Here is a 16,341-nt window from a genome sequence, read left to right as displayed (position 1 = left end):
CCTCGAACGGTTGATCAGGGGAGGAACAGTAGCCATGCCCACCGACAGGCCGTCCGCCGGGCTCAGCCCCGCCACGGGAACGCCGTCCGTCGCAACGGTGCGGGGCTGTCACAGAGGCGGACGGGAAACGCAGTTGCCGCCGGCTGTTCGAGTCGGGATCATCTCCGCGCGTGACACACATCATCGCCCCACTCGTCATCTTCCTGATCTTCGCCGTGGTCCGCAGCATGCGGAGCGGCTCCGGCGGCAGTTCCTCCCCGGCGGCGTCGGCCCCCGCCCGGCGGGCGCCGGTGTCCTTCGACGCCGCCGCGTACGGCCTGGTGCCGCGTGAGGCGCTGGATGCGCGCCGGTCCGGCCCGCCGCAGAGCGAGCGGGCGCGCGAGGAGTCGCAGGAGCTGGCGAACACCGTCTGGGGCGGCGACTGGCGGGCGGCCGCCGCGTACATCAAGGCGGCCGGCACCGACTGGGACGAGCACTGGAACCGCTTCGAGCTGCTGCGGGCGATCGCCCGCGAGGACGATGCGTGGCTGACGAAGTGGCGCGACGCGGACCCGGGCGACTGCGACGCGGCCACCCTGGAGGCGGACCTGATGGTGCACCGCGCCTGGGCGGTGCGCGGCTCGGGGTACGCCCGCGAGGTACCGGCGGAGCGGATGGCGGAGTTCCGGGCGCTGCTCCCCGCGGCGATCGAGGCGGCGCAGCGGGCGACCCGACTGGCGCCGGAGAACCCCGGTCCGTGGGTGGTCATGGTGACGGCGGCGCGCGGCGCGCAGTACCAGCCGGACCGCTTCCGGCCGCTGTGGGCCGGGCTCGTCGCCCGAGCCCCGCACCACTACGAGGGCCACTGGCAGGGCATGCAGTACTGGTGCGCCAAGTGGTTCGGATCCAACAAGCAGATGATGGAGTTCGCCGAGCGCGCCATGGACGGCGCACCGGTCGGCAGCCCCCTCGCGGGCATCTACCTGCACGCCCTGTCGGAGCTCCGGGAGCGCCGCTCCGCCCTCCCGATCGGCCCCGAGGCGCGACAGCGGCTGTGGGCGGTGGCGGACGCGCTGGCCGAGGTGCCGGCCGGCAACGACAAGCTGCCCGGCCTGCGGCAGCTGCTGGCGTACCACCTCGGCGAGGCCGCGATGTACGAGGCGGCGGTCGAGCAGTTCCGGCTGATCGGCCGCTGGTGCGGCGCCGAGGTCTGGGCGGACCAGGGCGATCCGGTCGAGGCGTTCCACGCGGCCCGCGCGGTCGCGGTGACGAAGGCCGGGCTGAAGCCGCTGCCGCCGGAGGAGCGCCCGACCAAGAACACGGACGCCGCCTACCACTGACCCGGTCCGGGGCGCGGTCGTCGTCACTGCCCGCTCCACAGGCGGACGCCACCAGGCGGCAGGGGCCGGGGGTGTGAAGGGATTCCGCCCCCGGCCCCTGCCTGCCGAACACGGCCCGGCTGTCGGCCGGTCGGGTCCGCCACCTCCACGAGCTGTGGGGGAGGCCCCGTTTCCGCGGCCGGCCGGCCAGAAGGGTCACCCGACCCAGTCGACGATCCCGGACCCACGCTCGCCGGGACCGTCAGAGCAACGGTCTCCCACACCATCGCGGGCAAGGGGTCCGAGAACCAAGTAGCCGTGTTTTCCCGGTTGTTGATGCCTGGTCCTGGTCCAGGTTCATGTGCACCGTGACGCCGTTGGCCTGGTACGCCGCCCAGTTGCCTCTGGAACCGACCGTCATCGGGCTCTCCCTTCTCCCTCGTCGCTCCGGCAGTCGGAAACGCCGACCCGGTTCGCGGTCGACGGGTTGCACCCCGGCCGTGCGGGACTGGGACGCCTGCTCATGGCTTCGCTCGTTCCGCCCGGGTCCACCCGGGCCGGCCCACCCCGGATGAGCAGCCGGCACGCACGAGGTGGCTGCCGGAAGAGTTCGGCGCACCGGGGGGACACCTCAGAGGGCGTTCTCCAGCAGCAGGACGGCGGCGATGCCGGTGAGGGCGAAGCCGTAGGTCTGCCACGCGGTGAGGAAGGCCGCCGTGACGCGGTCAGAGAACGTCCCGCTGGCGGACTTGAGCAGGGCGGCGGTGATCGCGTTGCCGGTGGCGGCGATGCCCGGGCTGATGGCGCGCACCGGGGTGAAGGCGGAGCGGCCGGCCGTCGCGGCCGCGGTCGCGATCAGGCCCGGGCAGGCGGCGAGGGCGGGGATCCGCGGGTTCGGCGTGCTCGGTGGGCCAGGCGGCGATCGGGTTGCCCAGCCAGCGGGTGCCGTCCGGGACCTCCTCGCCGCGCATGACGAGCGAGGCCGGACCGATCGTGGTGCCCGGTCCTACGGTGGTACCCGGCAGAACGATCGAGTGCGGGCCGGCGGTGGCGCCGGCCCGGAGCCGGACGGCGTCCAGACGCATGACCCGGTCGTGGAACAGGTGGGTCTGCAGCACCGTGCCGCGGTTGACGTTCGCACCCGCCTCCACGGTGACCAGGTCGCTCTCGGGAAGCCAGTACGTCTCGCACCACACGCCGCGACCGATGTCGGCGCCGAGGCTGCGCAGCCAGAGGTTGAGGTACGGGGTGCCGAGCAGGATCTGGCCGCCCCAGGGTACGGCGAGCTCCTCGACGAAGGTGTCGTAGAGCTCGTTGCGCCACACGAAGCTGGACCAGAGCGGGTGTTCGGCGGCCTTGAAGCGGCCGACCAGCAGCCACTTCGCGAGGGTGGTGAGCAGGCAGGCGGCGAGCGAGGCACCGGCCGTCACCAGCCCGGCGCCGGCCAGCGTGAGGGCGAGGCCGTCCCGGTCGCGCAGGGTCTGGAGAGCGCCGAAGACGAGGTCGGCGAGCACGGCGGTGATGACCAGCGGGATGAAGCGGCCGAGCTCGACGGCGGCCCGGGCGAACACCAGCCGCCGGGGCGGGTCGTAGGTGCGGCTCTCCTCGACGGCGTCCGCCACCCGGGGCAGGGCGATGCCGGGGCGGCCCAGCCAGGAGGAGCCGGGCTCGCTGCGCGCGGGGGCGTCGGAGAGGACGCCGACCAGCGCGTCGTCGGGGAGGGTGCGGCCGGGGCCGACGATGCCGGAGTTCCCGACGAACGAGCGCCGCCCGACCCGCGCGGGTGCGATGCGCAGCCAGCCGCCGCGCACCTCGAACGGCGCGATCAGCGTGTCGTCCGCGAGGAACGCTCCGTCGTCCACCCGCATCAGCCCGGGCAGCGCCAGCACGGTGGAGGCCTCGACGCGGCGGCCCACCCTGGCGCCGAGCAGCCGCAGCCAGACGGGCGTCAACAGGCTTGCGTAGAACGGGAAGAGCGAGCGGCGCGCGGTGTCGGACAGCCGGCTGACGGCCCACACGCACCAGGCCACCCTGCCCTGTGCCGGGTGGAAGCCCGGGCGGATCGGACGGCTGAGGACGCGGATCAGCAGGGCCAGCAGCGTGGCGTAGCAGATGAGCGTGATGGCGATCAACAGCACGGTGGAGGGCAGGAGCCGGATCAGCGCGGTGCCGAGGGTGGGGTCGGTGTCGATCAGCGGGTAGAGGACGGCGAGCGCGGGGAGGGAGGAGAGTACGGGCAACAGGCCGATCACCAGCAGCCCCGCACCGTAGGCGAGGTCCCAGCGGCGGTAGTGGTGGCGATGCGGCGTGGGCCAGTCGGGGCGCGGTTCGGTGCTGGGGCGGGCCGGGGAGCCGTGCCAGTGCGCGCCGGCGGGTACGGTGCCGAGGACACAGCTGCCGGGGGCGACGTCGGCGGCGGCGCCGACGTGCGCGCCGGGCATGAGGGTGGACCGGGTGCCGACGCGGGCGCCCTCGCCGATCTCTATCGCGCCGAGGCGAAGCACGTCACCGTCCAACCACCAGCCGGCGAGGTCGACTTCGGGTTCGACGCTGCAGTCCGCGCCGAGCCGGGCGAGGCCCGTCACCGGCGGGAGGGCGTGCAGCTCGACGCCCTTGCCGACCTCGCAGCCGAGGGCCCGCGCGTAGTGCCGGGCCCAGGGGGTGCCGGTCAGGCCGACCACGCCGAAGGCGGTGGTCGTGCGCTCGGCCGCCCACAGGCGCAGGTGCACGGCGCCGCCGCGCGGGTAGCTGCCGGGCCTGAGGCCGGCGGTGAGCAGCCGGGCGGCGGCGCTGCCGAGCAGCAGGCGACCGGGGGCGCTGGAGAGCAGCAGCAGGCCGGTGATGACCAGCCACCAGGGGGTGTGCGGGGCCCGCCGCAGGGTGCCGTCGGTCAGGTTGTCGAGCGCGGCGAGGGTGAGCACCCAGCGCAGCCCGACGACGGTGAACAGCGCGGCCAGCACGAGCGTCTGCCAGACGCCCGCGCGCAGCGGGGTGCGGCGCACCTGGCGGTGCTCGCGCGGCCCGGTGCCTAACTCGTCGAGTCGGGCGGCGAGATCGAGCAGGGTGGGGTGGGCGTAGAGGTCCGCGACGGAGACGCCGGGGTAGCGGGCGCGCAGCGCGGAGACCAGTTTCGCCGCGGCCAGGCTGGTGCCGCCGAGGGCGAAGAAGTCCCCGTCGGCGCCGACCGGCAGGCCGAGCAGGGCTTCCCACTGCTCGGCGAGCCAGCCGGCGGTGTCGGCGGGGCGCGGGCCGGTGCCCGGCTGCGGGCCGGTGGTGAGCGGCCAGGGCAGGGCGGCCCGGTCGACCTTGCCGGAGGTGCGGGTGGGCAGCTCGTCCAGCACGGCCAGGACGGGGACCAGCGACTGCGGCAGCCGTTCCAGCAGGGTGGCGCGGGCGGCGACGAGGTCGAGCTCGGTGTCGGCCTGCGGCACGAGGTAGCCGACCAGCAGCTGGCCGCCGGCCGGGGTGGTCCGCACGGCCGCGGCGGCGGCCCGGACGTCCGGCAGCGCCTGGAGCGCGGCGTCGACCTCGCCGAGCTCGACCCGCCGGCCGGCCAGCTTGACCTGCTCGTCGGCGCGGCCGACGAAGATCAGGCCCTCGGGTTCGTTGCGCACCAGGTCTCCGCTGCGGTAGACGCGTTCGGAGCGCAGGTGCGGATCGGCGGTGAACTTCTCGGCGTCCTTGGCCGCCTCCAAGTAGCGCGCGGTGCCGACGCCGCCGATCAGTAGCTCGCCGGTCCCGTGCCAGCCGACCGGCCGGCCCGCGGCGTCCACGACGGCGATCTCCCAGCCGTCCAGCGGGGCGCCGATCCGCACCGGCTGCCCGGGAAGCAGGCGGGCGGCGGTGGCCACCACGGTCGTCTCGGTGGGCCCGTACGTGTTCCAGAACTCCCGGTGCGGGGCGGCCAGGCGTTCGACCAGGTCGGCCGGGCAGGCCTCGCCGCCGACGATCACCAGCCGGACGGCGTCCAGGCACTCCTCGGGCCAGAGCGCGAGGAGGGTGGGGACGGTGGAGATGACGGTGATCCCGCGTTCCACCAGCCAGGGGCCGAGGTCGGTGCCGGCCTTCACCAGGGATCGGGGAGCGGGGACGAGGCAGGCGCCGTGCCGCCAGGCCAGCCACATCTCCTCGCAGGAGGCGTCGAAGGCGACGGACAGACCGGCCAGTACCCGGTCGCCGGGGCCGAGCGGGCGCTCGCGCAGGAAGAGCCGGGCCTCGGCGTCGACGAAGGCGGCGGCGTTGCGGTGGGTGACGGCGACGCCCTTGGGGCGGCCGGTGGTGCCGGAGGTGAAGATGATCCAGGCGTCGTCGGCCGGGGTCGGCGGGGCCGGGAGGGGGCCCGGGACGGCGCCGGACGCCGGCCGCGTGCCGGGGGCGAGCTGCCCGTTCGCCCCGACCACGGCACCCACCTGCGAATCCTGCCAGATCAGTGCGGCCCGCTCGTCCGGGTCGTCGGCGTCCACCGGTACGTACGCGGCCCCGACGCGCAGCGCGGCCAGGATGGCGACGTAGAGGTCGGCGGTGCCGGAGGGCACCCGGATGCCGACCCGGTCGCCGGTGCCGATGCCGTAACCGGTCAGCCGCTCGGCGAACTCGTCGACGGCGCGTAGCAGCGCGCGGTAGTCGAGCACCGTGCCACCGGCGTCCAGCGCCGGCGCGTCCGGATGGGCGTCGGCGGTGGCGGAGATGATGTCGAACAGGCTACGGGCCTCCGGCGCCGCGGCCACCGGCCAACCGGCGCCGGTGCCCGGCGAGGGTCGGCTCAGCGTGTTCACGCCCGCCGGGTTCTCGCGTGTGTCCATAAGGTCTCTTCCTCGGTTCCGTGTACTGCTGAGTACGACGCGGGTAGGGCACTCCCCCGCACGGGAATGAGGGTGTGCGACGATCTCGGATTGATTACGTTCCCATTCACCACGGGGTGCTCCAGTGGCGAGTGGATGCGAGACGGGCGAGGTCAAAGGAAATTCTCATCCGCAGTCTCGAAAGCGCTGTGCGAGGGTCGCGGCCATGCGCGACGTCGGGCCGAATCCGCAGGTGACGGCCGCCAAATCATGAGAGTACTGCGCCGCGGGGCGGGCTACCGGCGCGGGAATCCAAATGGGTGTACGTATTTCTCGCGCAGGTTCAGTGCGTGGTCGATCCGGGCCGTGAATGGAAGCCGGTTAAACCAGAGATAAAGTTTCGGCGCGTTGTGCCGATGGAGGATGTGAGAGGCGTTCCGGCGGCGCTCGGGCAGGCATGGCGGGGAATCAGCCGTTCCGGCGGAACCGGTCGGCCCGGCCCGGCCCGGCGAGGGGCGGAGCGCGCGCCGGTGGGCGGCATCAGCACGGGCTCGGTGGCGTAGCGGGCGCGGGAGTTCTCCCGCAGCGGCTCGGGGCCGGCGGACATCTCCCGGTCCGGGAAGCGGCGCAGCGGTGTGCGGGGGGGCAGCTGATGCCGGAGGTCGGACTCATGCCGCCGCCCCCGGTGGGTGGCTCTGCAGCAGGTCGTTGCCAAGGGTGGTGGAGGTCCTCGGCCAGCGGCCGGGCAAGCCGGAGTCGGGTGCGGACGGCGATGATGAGCCAGGTCCACAGGTCGGCACCGTCGGCGTGGCGGATCTTCGGGGCGGTCCGGCCGAGCGTCTGCTTCATCAGGCGGAAGGTGTGTTCCAGGGCGAACCTGCGCAGGTGAGGACGCCGCCGTGCCGACGCGGGCGCCCGCCCCTCGGGGTGGAGCGTGCGGGCCCCGGGTCGCAGGGCCTGACGCGGTCCGGGCGCAGGCGTCTGACCGGCACGACCGGCACGACCGGCACGACCGGCAGGTCCGCGAGAGCGTGGGAGAGGTAGACGATGTCGTAGCCGGAGTCCGTCATGATCAGGATTTCCGGGTCGCCCGGCCGCCAGTTCCCGGCTTGTGTCAATCGCTCGAGGACATCGCGTAGTCGGGCGATGGTAGGCCCGAGTCGGCGAAGCTGGATCCCCCGGAGAGCGGGCCCGCGCTGCCCGGACCGACTACTGTGACTGCTCGTGGTCGAATCCGAGATCGAGGTCAGCGAGGATCTGGTCCGCGCCCTGCTGCGGGAACAGCATCCGGACCTGGCCGAGTTGCCGATCCGTGAGGTGGCGGGTGGCTGGGGCAACCAGATGTGGCGGCTCGGGGGCGAGTTGACCGTCCGGATGCAGCGGATGGACGACTCGCCCGAGCTCCAGCTCAAGGAGCGTCGCTGGCTGCCGGTGCTGGCCTCGCGCCTGCCGCTTCCGATTCCGACACCGGTGCGCGACGGTGCACCGTCCGAGCGGTTCCCGAAGATCTGGACCGTCATGACGTGGGTCGAGGGCACGCCGCTGGACCACGGCTCCATCACCCGCGGCGACCACGCGGCCGACGGTCTGGCGGCCTTCCTCAAGGCCCTGCACGTGGAGGCCCCCGCCGACGCGCCCACGGCCTCGGACTTCGGCGCTCACCCCAAGGACTGCACGGACGGCTTCGAGCACTTCCTGCGGGCCGTGGACCTCGGTCCCGTCTCCGAGGACGACGTTCGGGCCGTGTGGGACGACGCGGTGGCGGCCCCTGCGTGGGAGGGCCCGCCGGTGTGGGTGCACGGCGACCTCCATCCTGCGAACGTCGTCGTCGCGGACGGCACCCTGGCGGGCGTCGTCGACTTCGGCGCGCTCTTCGCCGGCGACCCGGCGTGGGACCTCGCGGCTGCCTGGCTGCTGCTCCCCGCAGGCTGCGCCGCACGGTTCTTCGACGGCTACGGGCGAGCGGATGCGGCGGCGGTGCGACGGGCGCGCGGGCTGGCCGCGATGAAGAGCCTCTTCCTGATGCTGATGGGCCAGAACGGGGACCGCGGCCTGCCCGGCGGCAAGCCGGAGTGGCGGCCCGCAGGCCGGTCGGCGCTCGATCGTGTCCTGAACGGCCGCTGAGAGGCCCGTCCGGTCGGTCTGTCCGTCGGCGGGGTGCGCAAGGCCCGGTCGGCGCAGCGAGTACGGTCCCGCCCCGCGAGCAGTGCGGGGCGGGGCCGAGTCCGTCGGGCCGGTCCGCCGGAGGTCGCCGGTCCGTGCCCGGGCGCCCCCGGTGGCTGGTGGGTGCGGTCAGAGCCAGCCCTGTTGGGCGGCTTTGATGCCGGCTTCGAAGCGGCTGGTGGCGTTGAGGCGTTCCATGAGGGAGGACATGTGGCGGCTGACGGAGCGTGAGGAGATGTCGAGGCGCTGGCTGGCGCCGTCGTCGGTGAGGCCGGCGGCGGGGAGGCGCAGGAGTTCGCGTTCGGTGCCGGTCAGGCCGCTGGTGGGGTCGGTGGGGCGGGTCGCGCCGAGGGGGACGGTGGTGTGCCAGGCCTGGTCGAACAGGTCGAGCAGGGCGGTGAGGATGCCGGGCTCGGTGACGTGGAGGGCGCCCTTGCGGGTGTCGGCGGGGTCGACGGGGACGAGGGCCTGGGTGCGGTCCACGATGATCAGGCGCTGGGGGAGGACGGGGGCGGTGCGGACCTCGCTGCCGAGGCTGAGGAGCCAGTGGGCGTAGGCGGTGGTGTGGGGGTCGTTGCGGGTGGCGTCCTGGTAGAGGGATTTGATGGTGACGCCGCGGGCCATGGCGTCGGCGTTGGCGGGCCGTCCGGCGGCGAGGTCCTCGGGCCGCATGGCGGAGCCGGGGTGGACGCCCAGGACCTCGGTTCAGGCGTCGCGGCCCATCTGTTCGAGCCGCGTCTGGATGGCGTCCATGCCGAGCAGGCGCTGTCCGTGGGCGGTGCGGTGTTCGGCGCCGACGGCTACAACACCCACACCCTGATGGGCGTCCCCGGCGCCTGGCTCGCCACCGCGGTCGCCCGCCCGGTGGCCGACGGCACCGTCGTCAAGAACGCCTCCGGCGCCGACCCGAGCGTGTACGTGATGGCCGGCGGCATGGCCGTCCCCCTCGGCTACGCCGACTACACCGGCCTGGGCTACGACAAGCGTCCGCTGACCCCCGTCCCCGGTGCCTGGGAGGCCACCGCCGTGGCCAGGACCGCGCCGAGCGACGGCACCCTGCTGCTGTCGCCCGACAGCGCCACGGTCTGGCAGTGCGTCAACAACGGTGGCAAGAAGGCGCTGACCGCCGCCGACTTCGGCCCGGGCAAGCTCAGCCTCAACGACGTGGTCAGCGTCCCCACCAGCCTCACCGCCAAGCTCCCCACCGCCCGGTAACCCGCACCCGGCCAGGGGCGTCCGGTCCACAGACCGGACGTCCCCTTTCCCGCCCCTCCGGCCCGGCGCCACGCCGCGCAGGTCGGATTCGCCGGCGGCAGGCTCCACCGCCGGTCCGCCGGTCCGCCGGTCCGCCTGTCCCCCCTGGCTCGGCGGGAGGGGAGTCACGGGGGGTGGCAGCGCGGGACGTGCGCGGGCCACCGGGCAGAGGCGGGCAGGGGCGGGGGGAGGCGCGGTGCGTGGGAGAATCTGTGGCGAGCCGCCTTCCGGCGGCCGTCCGTCCCTCCCACCGTCAGGAGCAGGTGTGTCCGAGCCGCTCGGTCCGCAGGCGCGCATCGCCGAGGCCATCGGCCCGGCCATGGTCACGGGGCTGCACGGTGCCGTGCTCCGGGACTCCGAGGGGGAGCGGCACATCGCGGCGTGGGTGAACTGGATCGCCGAGGTGGTCGCGGTCCAGGTCGTGCAGCCGATCGCCGACGAACGCGATGCCTTCGCGGACCGGGTGGACACCCTGAGCGATGTGGCCAAGCGCAACAAGGAGGGACGCCGCGACGCCCTCCGGGACGTGAGCCGGCTGGAGGCGCGGGTCGCCGAGCTGGAGGCTGAAGTGACGCTGCTGCGGGCCGCGGCCGTCGCCGATCCCGAGGCCTGACGGTTCCGTGCGGCGACGCGCCGGTGGCGGCCGACGGCGTCGGCGGGCACCTCACGGCGAAGACCCGAGGTCGAGAGAGGGGAGTCGGCACATGGAGGAGCGGACCGTCTCCCGCCGGGCCGTCCTGGCGGCCGGCGTGCTGGGTGCGGCCGGCCTCGCCGGGTGTTCGGGCGGTGGGGCGGGGCCGCAGGGCTCGCCGCGGGCGACGGGCTCGACCGGGGCCGCGCCGTCGGCCCCCGTGAGCGTGTCCCCGTCCCCCGGCTCGCCGAAGCCCGCCGACTGGGCGGGGCTGGCCCAGGACCTGGACGGGCAGCTGATCCGCCCCGGCGACGCGCGCTACGCCGCGGCCGGCCGGCTGTTCCAGCCGCAGTACGACACGCTCCGGCCCCAGGGCGTCGCCTACCCGGGCCACGCCGAGGACGTGGCCGCCTGCCTGGCCTTCGCACGCCGGTACGGGCTGCCGGTGGCCGCGCGCAGCGGCGGGCACAGCTACGCCGGCTGGTCCTCCGGGAGCGGGCTGGTGATCGACGTGAGCCGGCTGGCCGGGGTGTCGGGGGACGCGACCGGGGCACGGGTCGGCGCCGGGGCACGGCTCATCGACGTGTACACCGGGCTGGCCGCCGCCGGGGTCACGGTGCCCGCCGGGAGCTGCCCGACGGTCGGGGTCGCGGGCCTCACCCTCGGCGGCGGGATCGGCGTCACGGGCCGGGCCTACGGACTGACCTGCGACAGCCTCACCGCGGCGGAGGTGGTGACGGCCGACGGCCGGATCCGGACGGTCGACGCCTCGTCCGAGCCCGATCTCTTCTGGGCGCTGCGCGGCGGTGGCGGCGGCAACTTCGGGATCGTCACCTCGTTCTCCTTCCGCACGCACCCCGCCGCGGACTGCTCGTACGCCTTCCTGAGCTGGCCGTGGTCCAAGGCGGTGGCCGTCATCGCCGCCTGGCAGGCCTGGGCGCCCACCGCGCCGGACGCGCTCTGGGCGGACCTGCACCTGCTGGTGTGGGCGGACGGCCGGACCCAACTGGGCAGCACCGTCACCTACCTCGGCCCGAAGGACGAACTCGCCGACCTGATCGACCGGTTGGCGGTCGCCCCGGCCGCGCCGAGGCTGCACGCGGCGTCCTACCTGGCGACCATGCAGGCGATGGGCGGAGTCTCCGGGTACTCGCAGGCCGCCTCGCACCTGCCGGGCAGCCTGCCCGGCCAGGACCCGGCCGGACGGGTGCCCCGGGAGTCGTACGGCGCCAAGTCCGACGTCTTCACCCGGCCGATCGACGACGCCGGCGCCCGGGCCCTGGTCGCCGCGGTCGAACGCTACCCGCGCACCGGCCCGCAGGGCGGCAGCGCCGGGGTGGCGTTCGACGCCCTGGGCGGCGCGATCAACCGGGTGGGTGCGGGCGACACCGCCTTCGTCCACCGCGACGGCCTCTTCACCGCGCAGTACACCGCCAATTTTCCGCCGGGAGTGACCGGCGGCACCGACGCCGACCGTTCCTGGAGCTGGCTGGACGGCGTGTGGACGGCGATGCGTCCCTACGCGAGCGGGCAGGCCTACCAGAACTACGTCGACCCCCGCCTGGACGGCTGGGAGCAGGCCTACTACGGGGCGAACGCGGCCCGGCTGCGGAGCGTCAAGCGCACGTACGACCCGAACGGACTGTTCCGGTTCCCGCAGGCCGTGCCGCTCGGCGGCTGACACGGCCCACGGGCGGGAGACGGCCCGAGCGGCTCGTCAGCGTGCGTCCGCCCCCGCGAACCCGCCCGTCAGACCGGCGCGGGTCAGCACCCGGACGAGGGCCGGCCGGTCCAGCGGATCGTCGTGGCGATCGGTCGCGCCCAGCCGCTCCAGCAGCCTGTGCGGCGCCAGCCGGTACGCCTCCGCGTCGGCCAGCAGGCTGTCCGCGCCCGGCCCGTCGACCGTGCCGTCCAGACGGTTCGCCAGTTCGCCCAGCACCCGGCTGCGGTCGACGAAGTCGCCCATGCCGCAGTCCAGGCCGTCGTCGCCGAGGTCGTCCGGGTACGGTGCCCGCGCCCAGGCGCCGTTCTCGTACCAGTAGACGCAACCGATCTCGCACCCTTCGAGGCGGTCCCGCAGTTCCTCGTACGGCAGCCAGTCCGGGCCGCCCGCCAGCACGTCGATCGCCGGCTCGTACCACTTGACGTCGCTCGCCTCGTCCTCGCCGTACAGCACGAACCGGCCGTCGCCCCGCGCCGACATGACCCACCAGGTGCAGCCGCAGTCGTCCCAGTGGAGGCCCTCGTCGTCGAGCCACCGGCCCGTCCGGTGGCGCGGCGGGCGCTCCTCGTGCTCGGTGGTCGCCTCGAGGGCGGCGAGCAGCGCCCAGCGCGCCCACAGCTCCTCCGCCGGCGGAAGGTCCTCCGGCAGTCCCGGCCGGTGAACGGTCATGTGAGCCCCCGTGTGTGCGATCCGATGACGATCACCGCAACGATACGGCCCGCGGCCGACACGACCGTCCCCGGAACCGCACACCCCCGGGCCGCCCGCGGGGCCCGACCCCGGGCGGTTGCGCCGACCGTGTGCCGGCCGGAGATCGGAACGGCCGCACGAGTGGCGGCGAGCAGGGGCGGGCCCGTTTCCAGAGGAGGTTGTGATGGCGGTTCTTGTCCACGGGCGGATGCCGGGCGTCACGGCGGAACAGCACGACGCACTGAACGCGGCGCTGCACGCGCTGCCCGGGAACCCGTTCGAGGGGTGCCTGTCGCACGCCGCGTTCGTCCGCGACCAGGCGCTGGAGGTGTACGACGTCCGGGAGAGCCGGGAGGCGATGGAGGAGTTCGGCGAGGTGGTGATGCCGCTCCTGGAGAAGGCCGGAATCCCGGTCACCGGTGCGCCGCAGGACGTCGTCGAACTGCACAACGCCTGGACCCCCGGCTCCTGACCGCGAAGGCCGGTCCGGACCGTACGGAGGACGTGCGGCCCCGCCCCGCGGCCGGTGGGGGGCCTGTTGCCTCCCTCAGCCGTCGCGACCCGCACCGCGATCCGGCGCGCTCATGTCGCCCGTCGCGGGCGTGCCGTCGGCGAGCCCGTAGCGCAGGTACACCGTGCCCTTCGGACCGGCTGTCGGAGGCCGGAGGAGCGTGAGGTTCGTGGGCACCGCGCCCCCGTCGAACACCTTCTTCCCGACGCCCAGCACGATGGGATGCACCCACAGGTCGAGACGGTCGAAGAGCTTCTCGCGCAGGAGGGTCTGCACCAGGTTCAGGCTCCCCACGACCTTCACGTGCTCGTGCCGGTCGCGGACCTCGCGCACCGCGCCGGCCAGATCCGGCCCGAGCCGGGTGGACCCCGCCCACGAGAGATCGGGATTGCCACGGGAGGCCACGTACTTCGGGACGCGGTTGAACAGCGTGGCGATCCCGTCGTCCGCGCCGCCCTCCTGATGCGGCCAGTACGCGGCGAAGATGTCGTACGTCCGCCGGCCGAGCAGGAGGGCGTCCGTGCCCTCGTACGCGGCACCGACCTGCGCCCCGGCGACCTCGTCCATCAACGGCGCCTGCCAACCGCCGAACGGGAAGCCCACCGGATCCTCGTCGGGCCCGCCGGGCGCCTGCCCGACGAGGTCGAGGGTCGCGAACAGTTCGATGTGGATGAGGCCCATGCCCACTCCCGAAGAGGGTTCGTCCCGGCCGGACGGCCGGACCCGGGGAACCGGCGCACTCCTCGCCGCGACGGCACCCAGGTGTCACTGATTACCACGCTGCGCCGCGGTCGGCGTCCCGGCGACGCCCGGCAGCAGCCCCGGCGCGTCGAGAACGCCGGCCCGGGAGCGTTCGGACGGCACGGGCGGATCCGCCGGGAAGAGCAGCGTGCGGCAGGAGGCGAGCACCGCACCGGCCTGGGCGTGGTCGGTGCTCAGGGCTGCCGGTTCCCGGTGAGGACCACTGCGGCCTTCGTTCTTCTCCCGCTCGACGCGCTGCACGCAGGGCCGAGGGGCCGGTGGGGCTGGTGATGCCCGGTCCCGGATCGCTCGAGCATCGCGATCCGCGCTGCGCCGCGGCGCGGCCGGTGCCGGTCGTCGGGGCGCGGTGGGGGTGCGGTGCGTAACGTGGGTGCCGTGAACGAGCGGCATGAATGGCGCGTCGCGGTGGATCCGGGCCTGGTCGTCCAGCGGACCTGCGGGCATCTGGACGGGCTTCGGGAGGTGTCCGCGGGGACGACCCCCGGCTGCGAGGACTGCCTGCGGGCCGGCCGTACCTGGGTCCACCTGCGGGCCTGCCTGAGCTGCGGGCACGTCGGCTGCTGCGACAGCTCGCCCGGGCAGCACGCCCACCGCCACGCCCGTGCCCACGGCGGACACCACATCGCCCGCTCGCTCGAACCCGGCGAGGACTGGGCCTGGTGCTACACCGACGAGGTCTTCCTGCGCCCCGCCTGACCGGGACCGCACCGCCCGGTGATCGGCAGGAAACGACCGGTCCCCGGCCCCGCGTCAGCCGCCGACCCGGTAGCGGCCCGGGGTCGTGCCGACGAGGTCGGTGAACGCCGCGATGAAGCCGCTGGGGTTGGCCCAGCCGCAGGCGTGGGCGGTGTACGTGGCGTCGTGGCCCTCGGCCAGCAGGACGAGCGCGTGGTGCACCCGCACCAGCGTGCGCCACTCGTAGAAGGTCATGCCGAGTTCGTCGCGCAGCAGCCTGCTGAGGGTACGGGCGCTGGCCCCGACCTGCCGGCCGAGCCCGGCCAGTGTGGTGGTGTCGTCCGGCGTCCGGGTCAGGATCCGCTCGATCGCCCGCAGCCGGTCGTCGCGCGGGTGCGGCAGGTGCAGCGGCTGTTCGTCGGCCTCACGCAGCTCCTCGACCAGCACCCGCAGCAGGCGTCCACGCGCGGCGCGGCCGTACCGGGGCACCGCCCCACCGCCGTCGCCGTCGATCCCGTCGCCCGCTCCGTCTTCGTCGTCGGGGCCGCCGCCGCGCGGGCCGGTCAGGGCGAGCAGGACCTCCCGCGCCAGCCCGGAGACGCGGAACACCGCCGGACGCCCGGGCAACAGCCGGGCCAGCGACGGCGACAGGAAGACGATCCGCATGTCCGTCTCCCCGTGGGCGCGGTGCCGGTGCGTGGACCCGGCCGGCGTCCACGCGACGCGGTTGGCCGGAACGATCGACGTCCCGCTCTCGGTGTGCAGTACCAGGACACCACGGGCCGCGTACACCAGGTGCCCGCGGGCGTGCGCCTGCGCTCCGCTGCCGCCGCCCGAGGGCCACAGGTGACGCCCGCCGGAGGGCCACGTCAGCGAGGTGGCGCCGGCGTCCGGGCGGGCATGGCGGCGAACGGGCATCGGACGGCATCGTATCGACAGCACGCCACGACGCGCGCGGACGAGACTTCCCGTCATGAGCGGTGGCCCCCGGTGCCACCGCCGAGCGGAGAGGGGAAGCCCCATGGCGACGTTCGTTCTCGTACCCGGTGGCTGGCACGGTTCCTGGGCGTTCGAGGCGGTGGTCCCGCTGCTGGAAGGGGCCGGCCACACCGTGCATCCCCTGACCCTGACCGGCCTGCACCCCCACGACGACCCCGCCACGATCGCCACCGCCAACCTCGACACCCACACCGACGACGTACTGCGCCTGCTGGAACGCGCCCACCTCGACGACGTGACGCTGGTCGGCCACAGCTACGGCGGCATGGTGATCACCGCCGCCGCCGACCGCGCCGGCGGCCGGGTCTCCCGGCTGGTGTACCTGGACGCCTGCGTGCCGCGCGACGGCGACTCGTGCTGGTCCCTCATGAACGAGGGCTACCGGCAGTCGTTCGTCACCGGCGCCGCCACCACCGGCTACGCCGTCCAACCCCCGGGGCGGCCGGACGGCGACCCCCGCCGCCGCCCCCACCCGCTCGCCGCCCTCCTGCAGACGGTCCGCCTCACCGGCGCTCACGCCGACGTCCCCCGCCGCGAATTCGTCCACTGCTCGGGATGGGAGGACCGCACACCGTTCGCCGACCAGCGCACCCGGCTGCTCACCGACCCGGCATGGACCGTCCACGACCTGCCGACCGCCCACAACGCGATGCGCGAGGCCCCGCGGGCGGTCGCCGCCCTCCTGCTCGACGGAGCGGACGGACCCGGCGAGGGCGATGCAGTGGCGGGCCGGGTCCCCACAGCGACTTCGCGATGCGCCTCATGATGATCGGAATCTTCGCGTCCGCGCTCTCGGACCGTCAACAGGACCGAGTGAGCCGCACCAGGCCATCGGCCCAGGACTCGTCGGCCTC

The 16,341-nt window shown here is 74.5% G+C and carries 16 protein-coding genes; 8 read left to right on the top strand and 8 right to left on the bottom strand.

Features of this window, described 5'->3' with window-relative positions:
• The first annotated feature begins 170 nt into the window (after positions 1-170).
• Entirely contained in the window at positions 171-1,319 is a 1,149-nt protein-coding gene (locus tag AB0442_RS08375; RefSeq protein ID WP_366161577.1) for a hypothetical protein, read from the top strand.
• 610 nt (positions 1,320-1,929) lie between these two features.
• Here the strand turns inward: AB0442_RS08375 and AB0442_RS08370 are convergent.
• From AB0442_RS08370 to AB0442_RS08360, 3 genes are all read right to left on the bottom strand, one after another.
• Positions 1,930-2,109: a hypothetical protein gene (locus tag AB0442_RS08370; RefSeq protein ID WP_366161576.1), complete on the bottom strand. Its 180-nt coding sequence runs from the start codon at positions 2,107-2,109 to the stop codon at positions 1,930-1,932.
• On the bottom strand, positions 2,024-6,100 hold the full coding sequence (locus AB0442_RS08365; RefSeq protein ID WP_366161575.1) for a Pls/PosA family non-ribosomal peptide synthetase: 4,077 nt from the start codon (positions 6,098-6,100) through the stop codon (positions 2,024-2,026). Before AB0442_RS08365 ends, AB0442_RS08370 begins: the two co-directional genes overlap by 86 nt.
• 827 nt (positions 6,101-6,927) lie before the next feature.
• Complete coding sequence (locus tag AB0442_RS08360; protein WP_366161574.1) at positions 6,928-7,197, bottom strand: transposase; 270 nt, start codon at positions 7,195-7,197, stop codon at positions 6,928-6,930.
• A gap of 106 nt (positions 7,198-7,303) precedes the next feature.
• Here AB0442_RS08360 and AB0442_RS08355 point away from each other — a divergent pair, with 106 nt between their 5' ends.
• Positions 7,304-8,203, top strand: a complete 900-nt coding sequence (locus AB0442_RS08355) for a phosphotransferase (protein ID WP_366161573.1) — start codon at positions 7,304-7,306, stop codon at positions 8,201-8,203.
• A gap of 168 nt (positions 8,204-8,371) precedes the next feature.
• Here AB0442_RS08355 and AB0442_RS08350 read toward each other — a convergent pair whose 3' ends face one another.
• Positions 8,372-8,914 carry a helix-turn-helix transcriptional regulator gene (locus tag AB0442_RS08350; protein ID WP_366161572.1) on the bottom strand — a complete coding sequence of 181 codons (543 nt, stop codon included), beginning with the start codon at positions 8,912-8,914 and terminating at the stop codon, positions 8,372-8,374.
• 12 nt (positions 8,915-8,926) lie between these two features.
• On the opposite strand from AB0442_RS08350, the gene AB0442_RS08345 reads away from it, so the two are divergent.
• The 3 genes from AB0442_RS08345 to AB0442_RS08335 all read left to right on the top strand — a co-directional run bounded on the left by AB0442_RS08345 (position 8,927) and on the right by AB0442_RS08335 (position 11,808).
• Positions 8,927-9,457: a hypothetical protein gene (locus tag AB0442_RS08345; protein ID WP_366161571.1), complete on the top strand. Its 531-nt coding sequence runs from the start codon at positions 8,927-8,929 to the stop codon at positions 9,455-9,457.
• Between the two features lie 304 nt (positions 9,458-9,761).
• Entirely contained in the window at positions 9,762-10,109 is a 348-nt protein-coding gene (locus AB0442_RS08340; RefSeq protein WP_344624911.1) for a hypothetical protein, read from the top strand.
• 91 nt (positions 10,110-10,200) lie between these two features.
• The gene (locus AB0442_RS08335; protein WP_366161570.1) at positions 10,201-11,808 is read left to right on the top strand and encodes an FAD-binding protein; all 1,608 of its coding nucleotides are present in this window, start codon (positions 10,201-10,203) and stop codon (positions 11,806-11,808) included.
• Positions 11,809-11,844: 36 nt separating this feature from the next.
• Here the strand turns inward: AB0442_RS08335 and AB0442_RS08330 are convergent, their stop codons facing one another.
• Complete coding sequence (locus AB0442_RS08330; RefSeq protein WP_366161569.1) at positions 11,845-12,519, bottom strand: hypothetical protein; 675 nt, start codon at positions 12,517-12,519, stop codon at positions 11,845-11,847.
• 205 nt (positions 12,520-12,724) lie between these two features.
• Between AB0442_RS08330 and AB0442_RS08325 the strand changes: the two genes are divergently transcribed.
• The gene (locus AB0442_RS08325) at positions 12,725-13,012 is read left to right on the top strand and encodes a hypothetical protein (RefSeq protein ID WP_366161568.1); all 288 of its coding nucleotides are present in this window, start codon (positions 12,725-12,727) and stop codon (positions 13,010-13,012) included.
• Between the two features lie 75 nt (positions 13,013-13,087).
• On the opposite strand, the gene AB0442_RS08320 is transcribed toward AB0442_RS08325, so the two are convergent.
• Positions 13,088-13,732, bottom strand: coding sequence for a dihydrofolate reductase family protein (locus AB0442_RS08320; protein WP_366161566.1), 645 nt, complete (start codon positions 13,730-13,732; stop codon positions 13,088-13,090).
• An 84-nt stretch (positions 13,733-13,816) separates the two neighbouring features.
• Positions 13,817-14,053 carry a hypothetical protein gene (locus AB0442_RS08315; RefSeq protein WP_366161565.1) on the bottom strand — a complete coding sequence of 79 codons (237 nt, stop codon included), beginning with the start codon at positions 14,051-14,053 and terminating at the stop codon, positions 13,817-13,819.
• A gap of 204 nt (positions 14,054-14,257) precedes the next feature.
• On the opposite strand from AB0442_RS08315, the gene AB0442_RS08310 reads away from it, so the two are divergent.
• Positions 14,258-14,509 carry a UBP-type zinc finger domain-containing protein gene (locus AB0442_RS08310; RefSeq protein WP_363539263.1) on the top strand — a complete coding sequence of 84 codons (252 nt, stop codon included), beginning with the start codon at positions 14,258-14,260 and terminating at the stop codon, positions 14,507-14,509.
• 54 nt (positions 14,510-14,563) lie between these two features.
• Here the strand turns inward: AB0442_RS08310 and AB0442_RS08305 are convergent, their stop codons facing one another.
• Positions 14,564-15,406, bottom strand: coding sequence for a helix-turn-helix transcriptional regulator (locus AB0442_RS08305; RefSeq protein WP_366161564.1), 843 nt, complete (start codon positions 15,404-15,406; stop codon positions 14,564-14,566).
• Between the two features lie 103 nt (positions 15,407-15,509).
• Here AB0442_RS08305 and AB0442_RS08300 point away from each other — a divergent pair, with 103 nt between their 5' ends.
• Positions 15,510-16,253 carry an alpha/beta fold hydrolase gene (locus tag AB0442_RS08300; protein WP_366161562.1) on the top strand — a complete coding sequence of 248 codons (744 nt, stop codon included), beginning with the start codon at positions 15,510-15,512 and terminating at the stop codon, positions 16,251-16,253.
• Positions 16,254-16,341: the final 88 nt, after the last annotated feature.

It is taken from the genome of Kitasatospora sp. NPDC085895 (assembly GCF_040702125.1).
GTDB classification, from domain to species: domain Bacteria; phylum Actinomycetota; class Actinomycetes; order Streptomycetales; family Streptomycetaceae; genus Kitasatospora; species Kitasatospora arboriphila.
The sequence above is the reverse complement of the archived record's forward strand: the minus strand, read 5'-3'. Positions and strand labels throughout refer to the sequence as shown.

What these genes read in the sequence shown, in the direction of transcription:
- AB0442_RS08365 (WP_366161575.1), bottom strand. Translation starts at nt 6,100, where the DNA reads ATGGACACACGCGAGAACCCGGCGGGCGTGAACACGCTGAGCCGACCC.
- AB0442_RS08350 (WP_366161572.1), bottom strand. Translation starts at nt 8,914, where the DNA reads ATGCGGCCCGAGGACCTCGCCGCCGGACGGCCCGCCAACGCCGACGCC.
- AB0442_RS08335 (WP_366161570.1), top strand. Translation starts at nt 10,201, where the DNA reads ATGGAGGAGCGGACCGTCTCCCGCCGGGCCGTCCTGGCGGCCGGCGTG.
- AB0442_RS08330 (WP_366161569.1), bottom strand. Translation starts at nt 12,519, where the DNA reads ATGACCGTTCACCGGCCGGGACTGCCGGAGGACCTTCCGCCGGCGGAG.
- AB0442_RS08325 (WP_366161568.1), top strand. Translation starts at nt 12,725, where the DNA reads ATGGCGGTTCTTGTCCACGGGCGGATGCCGGGCGTCACGGCGGAACAG.
- AB0442_RS08320 (WP_366161566.1), bottom strand. Translation starts at nt 13,732, where the DNA reads ATGGGCCTCATCCACATCGAACTGTTCGCGACCCTCGACCTCGTCGGG.
- AB0442_RS08305 (WP_366161564.1), bottom strand. Translation starts at nt 15,406, where the DNA reads ATGCCCGTTCGCCGCCATGCCCGCCCGGACGCCGGCGCCACCTCGCTG.
- AB0442_RS08300 (WP_366161562.1), top strand. Translation starts at nt 15,510, where the DNA reads ATGGCGACGTTCGTTCTCGTACCCGGTGGCTGGCACGGTTCCTGGGCG.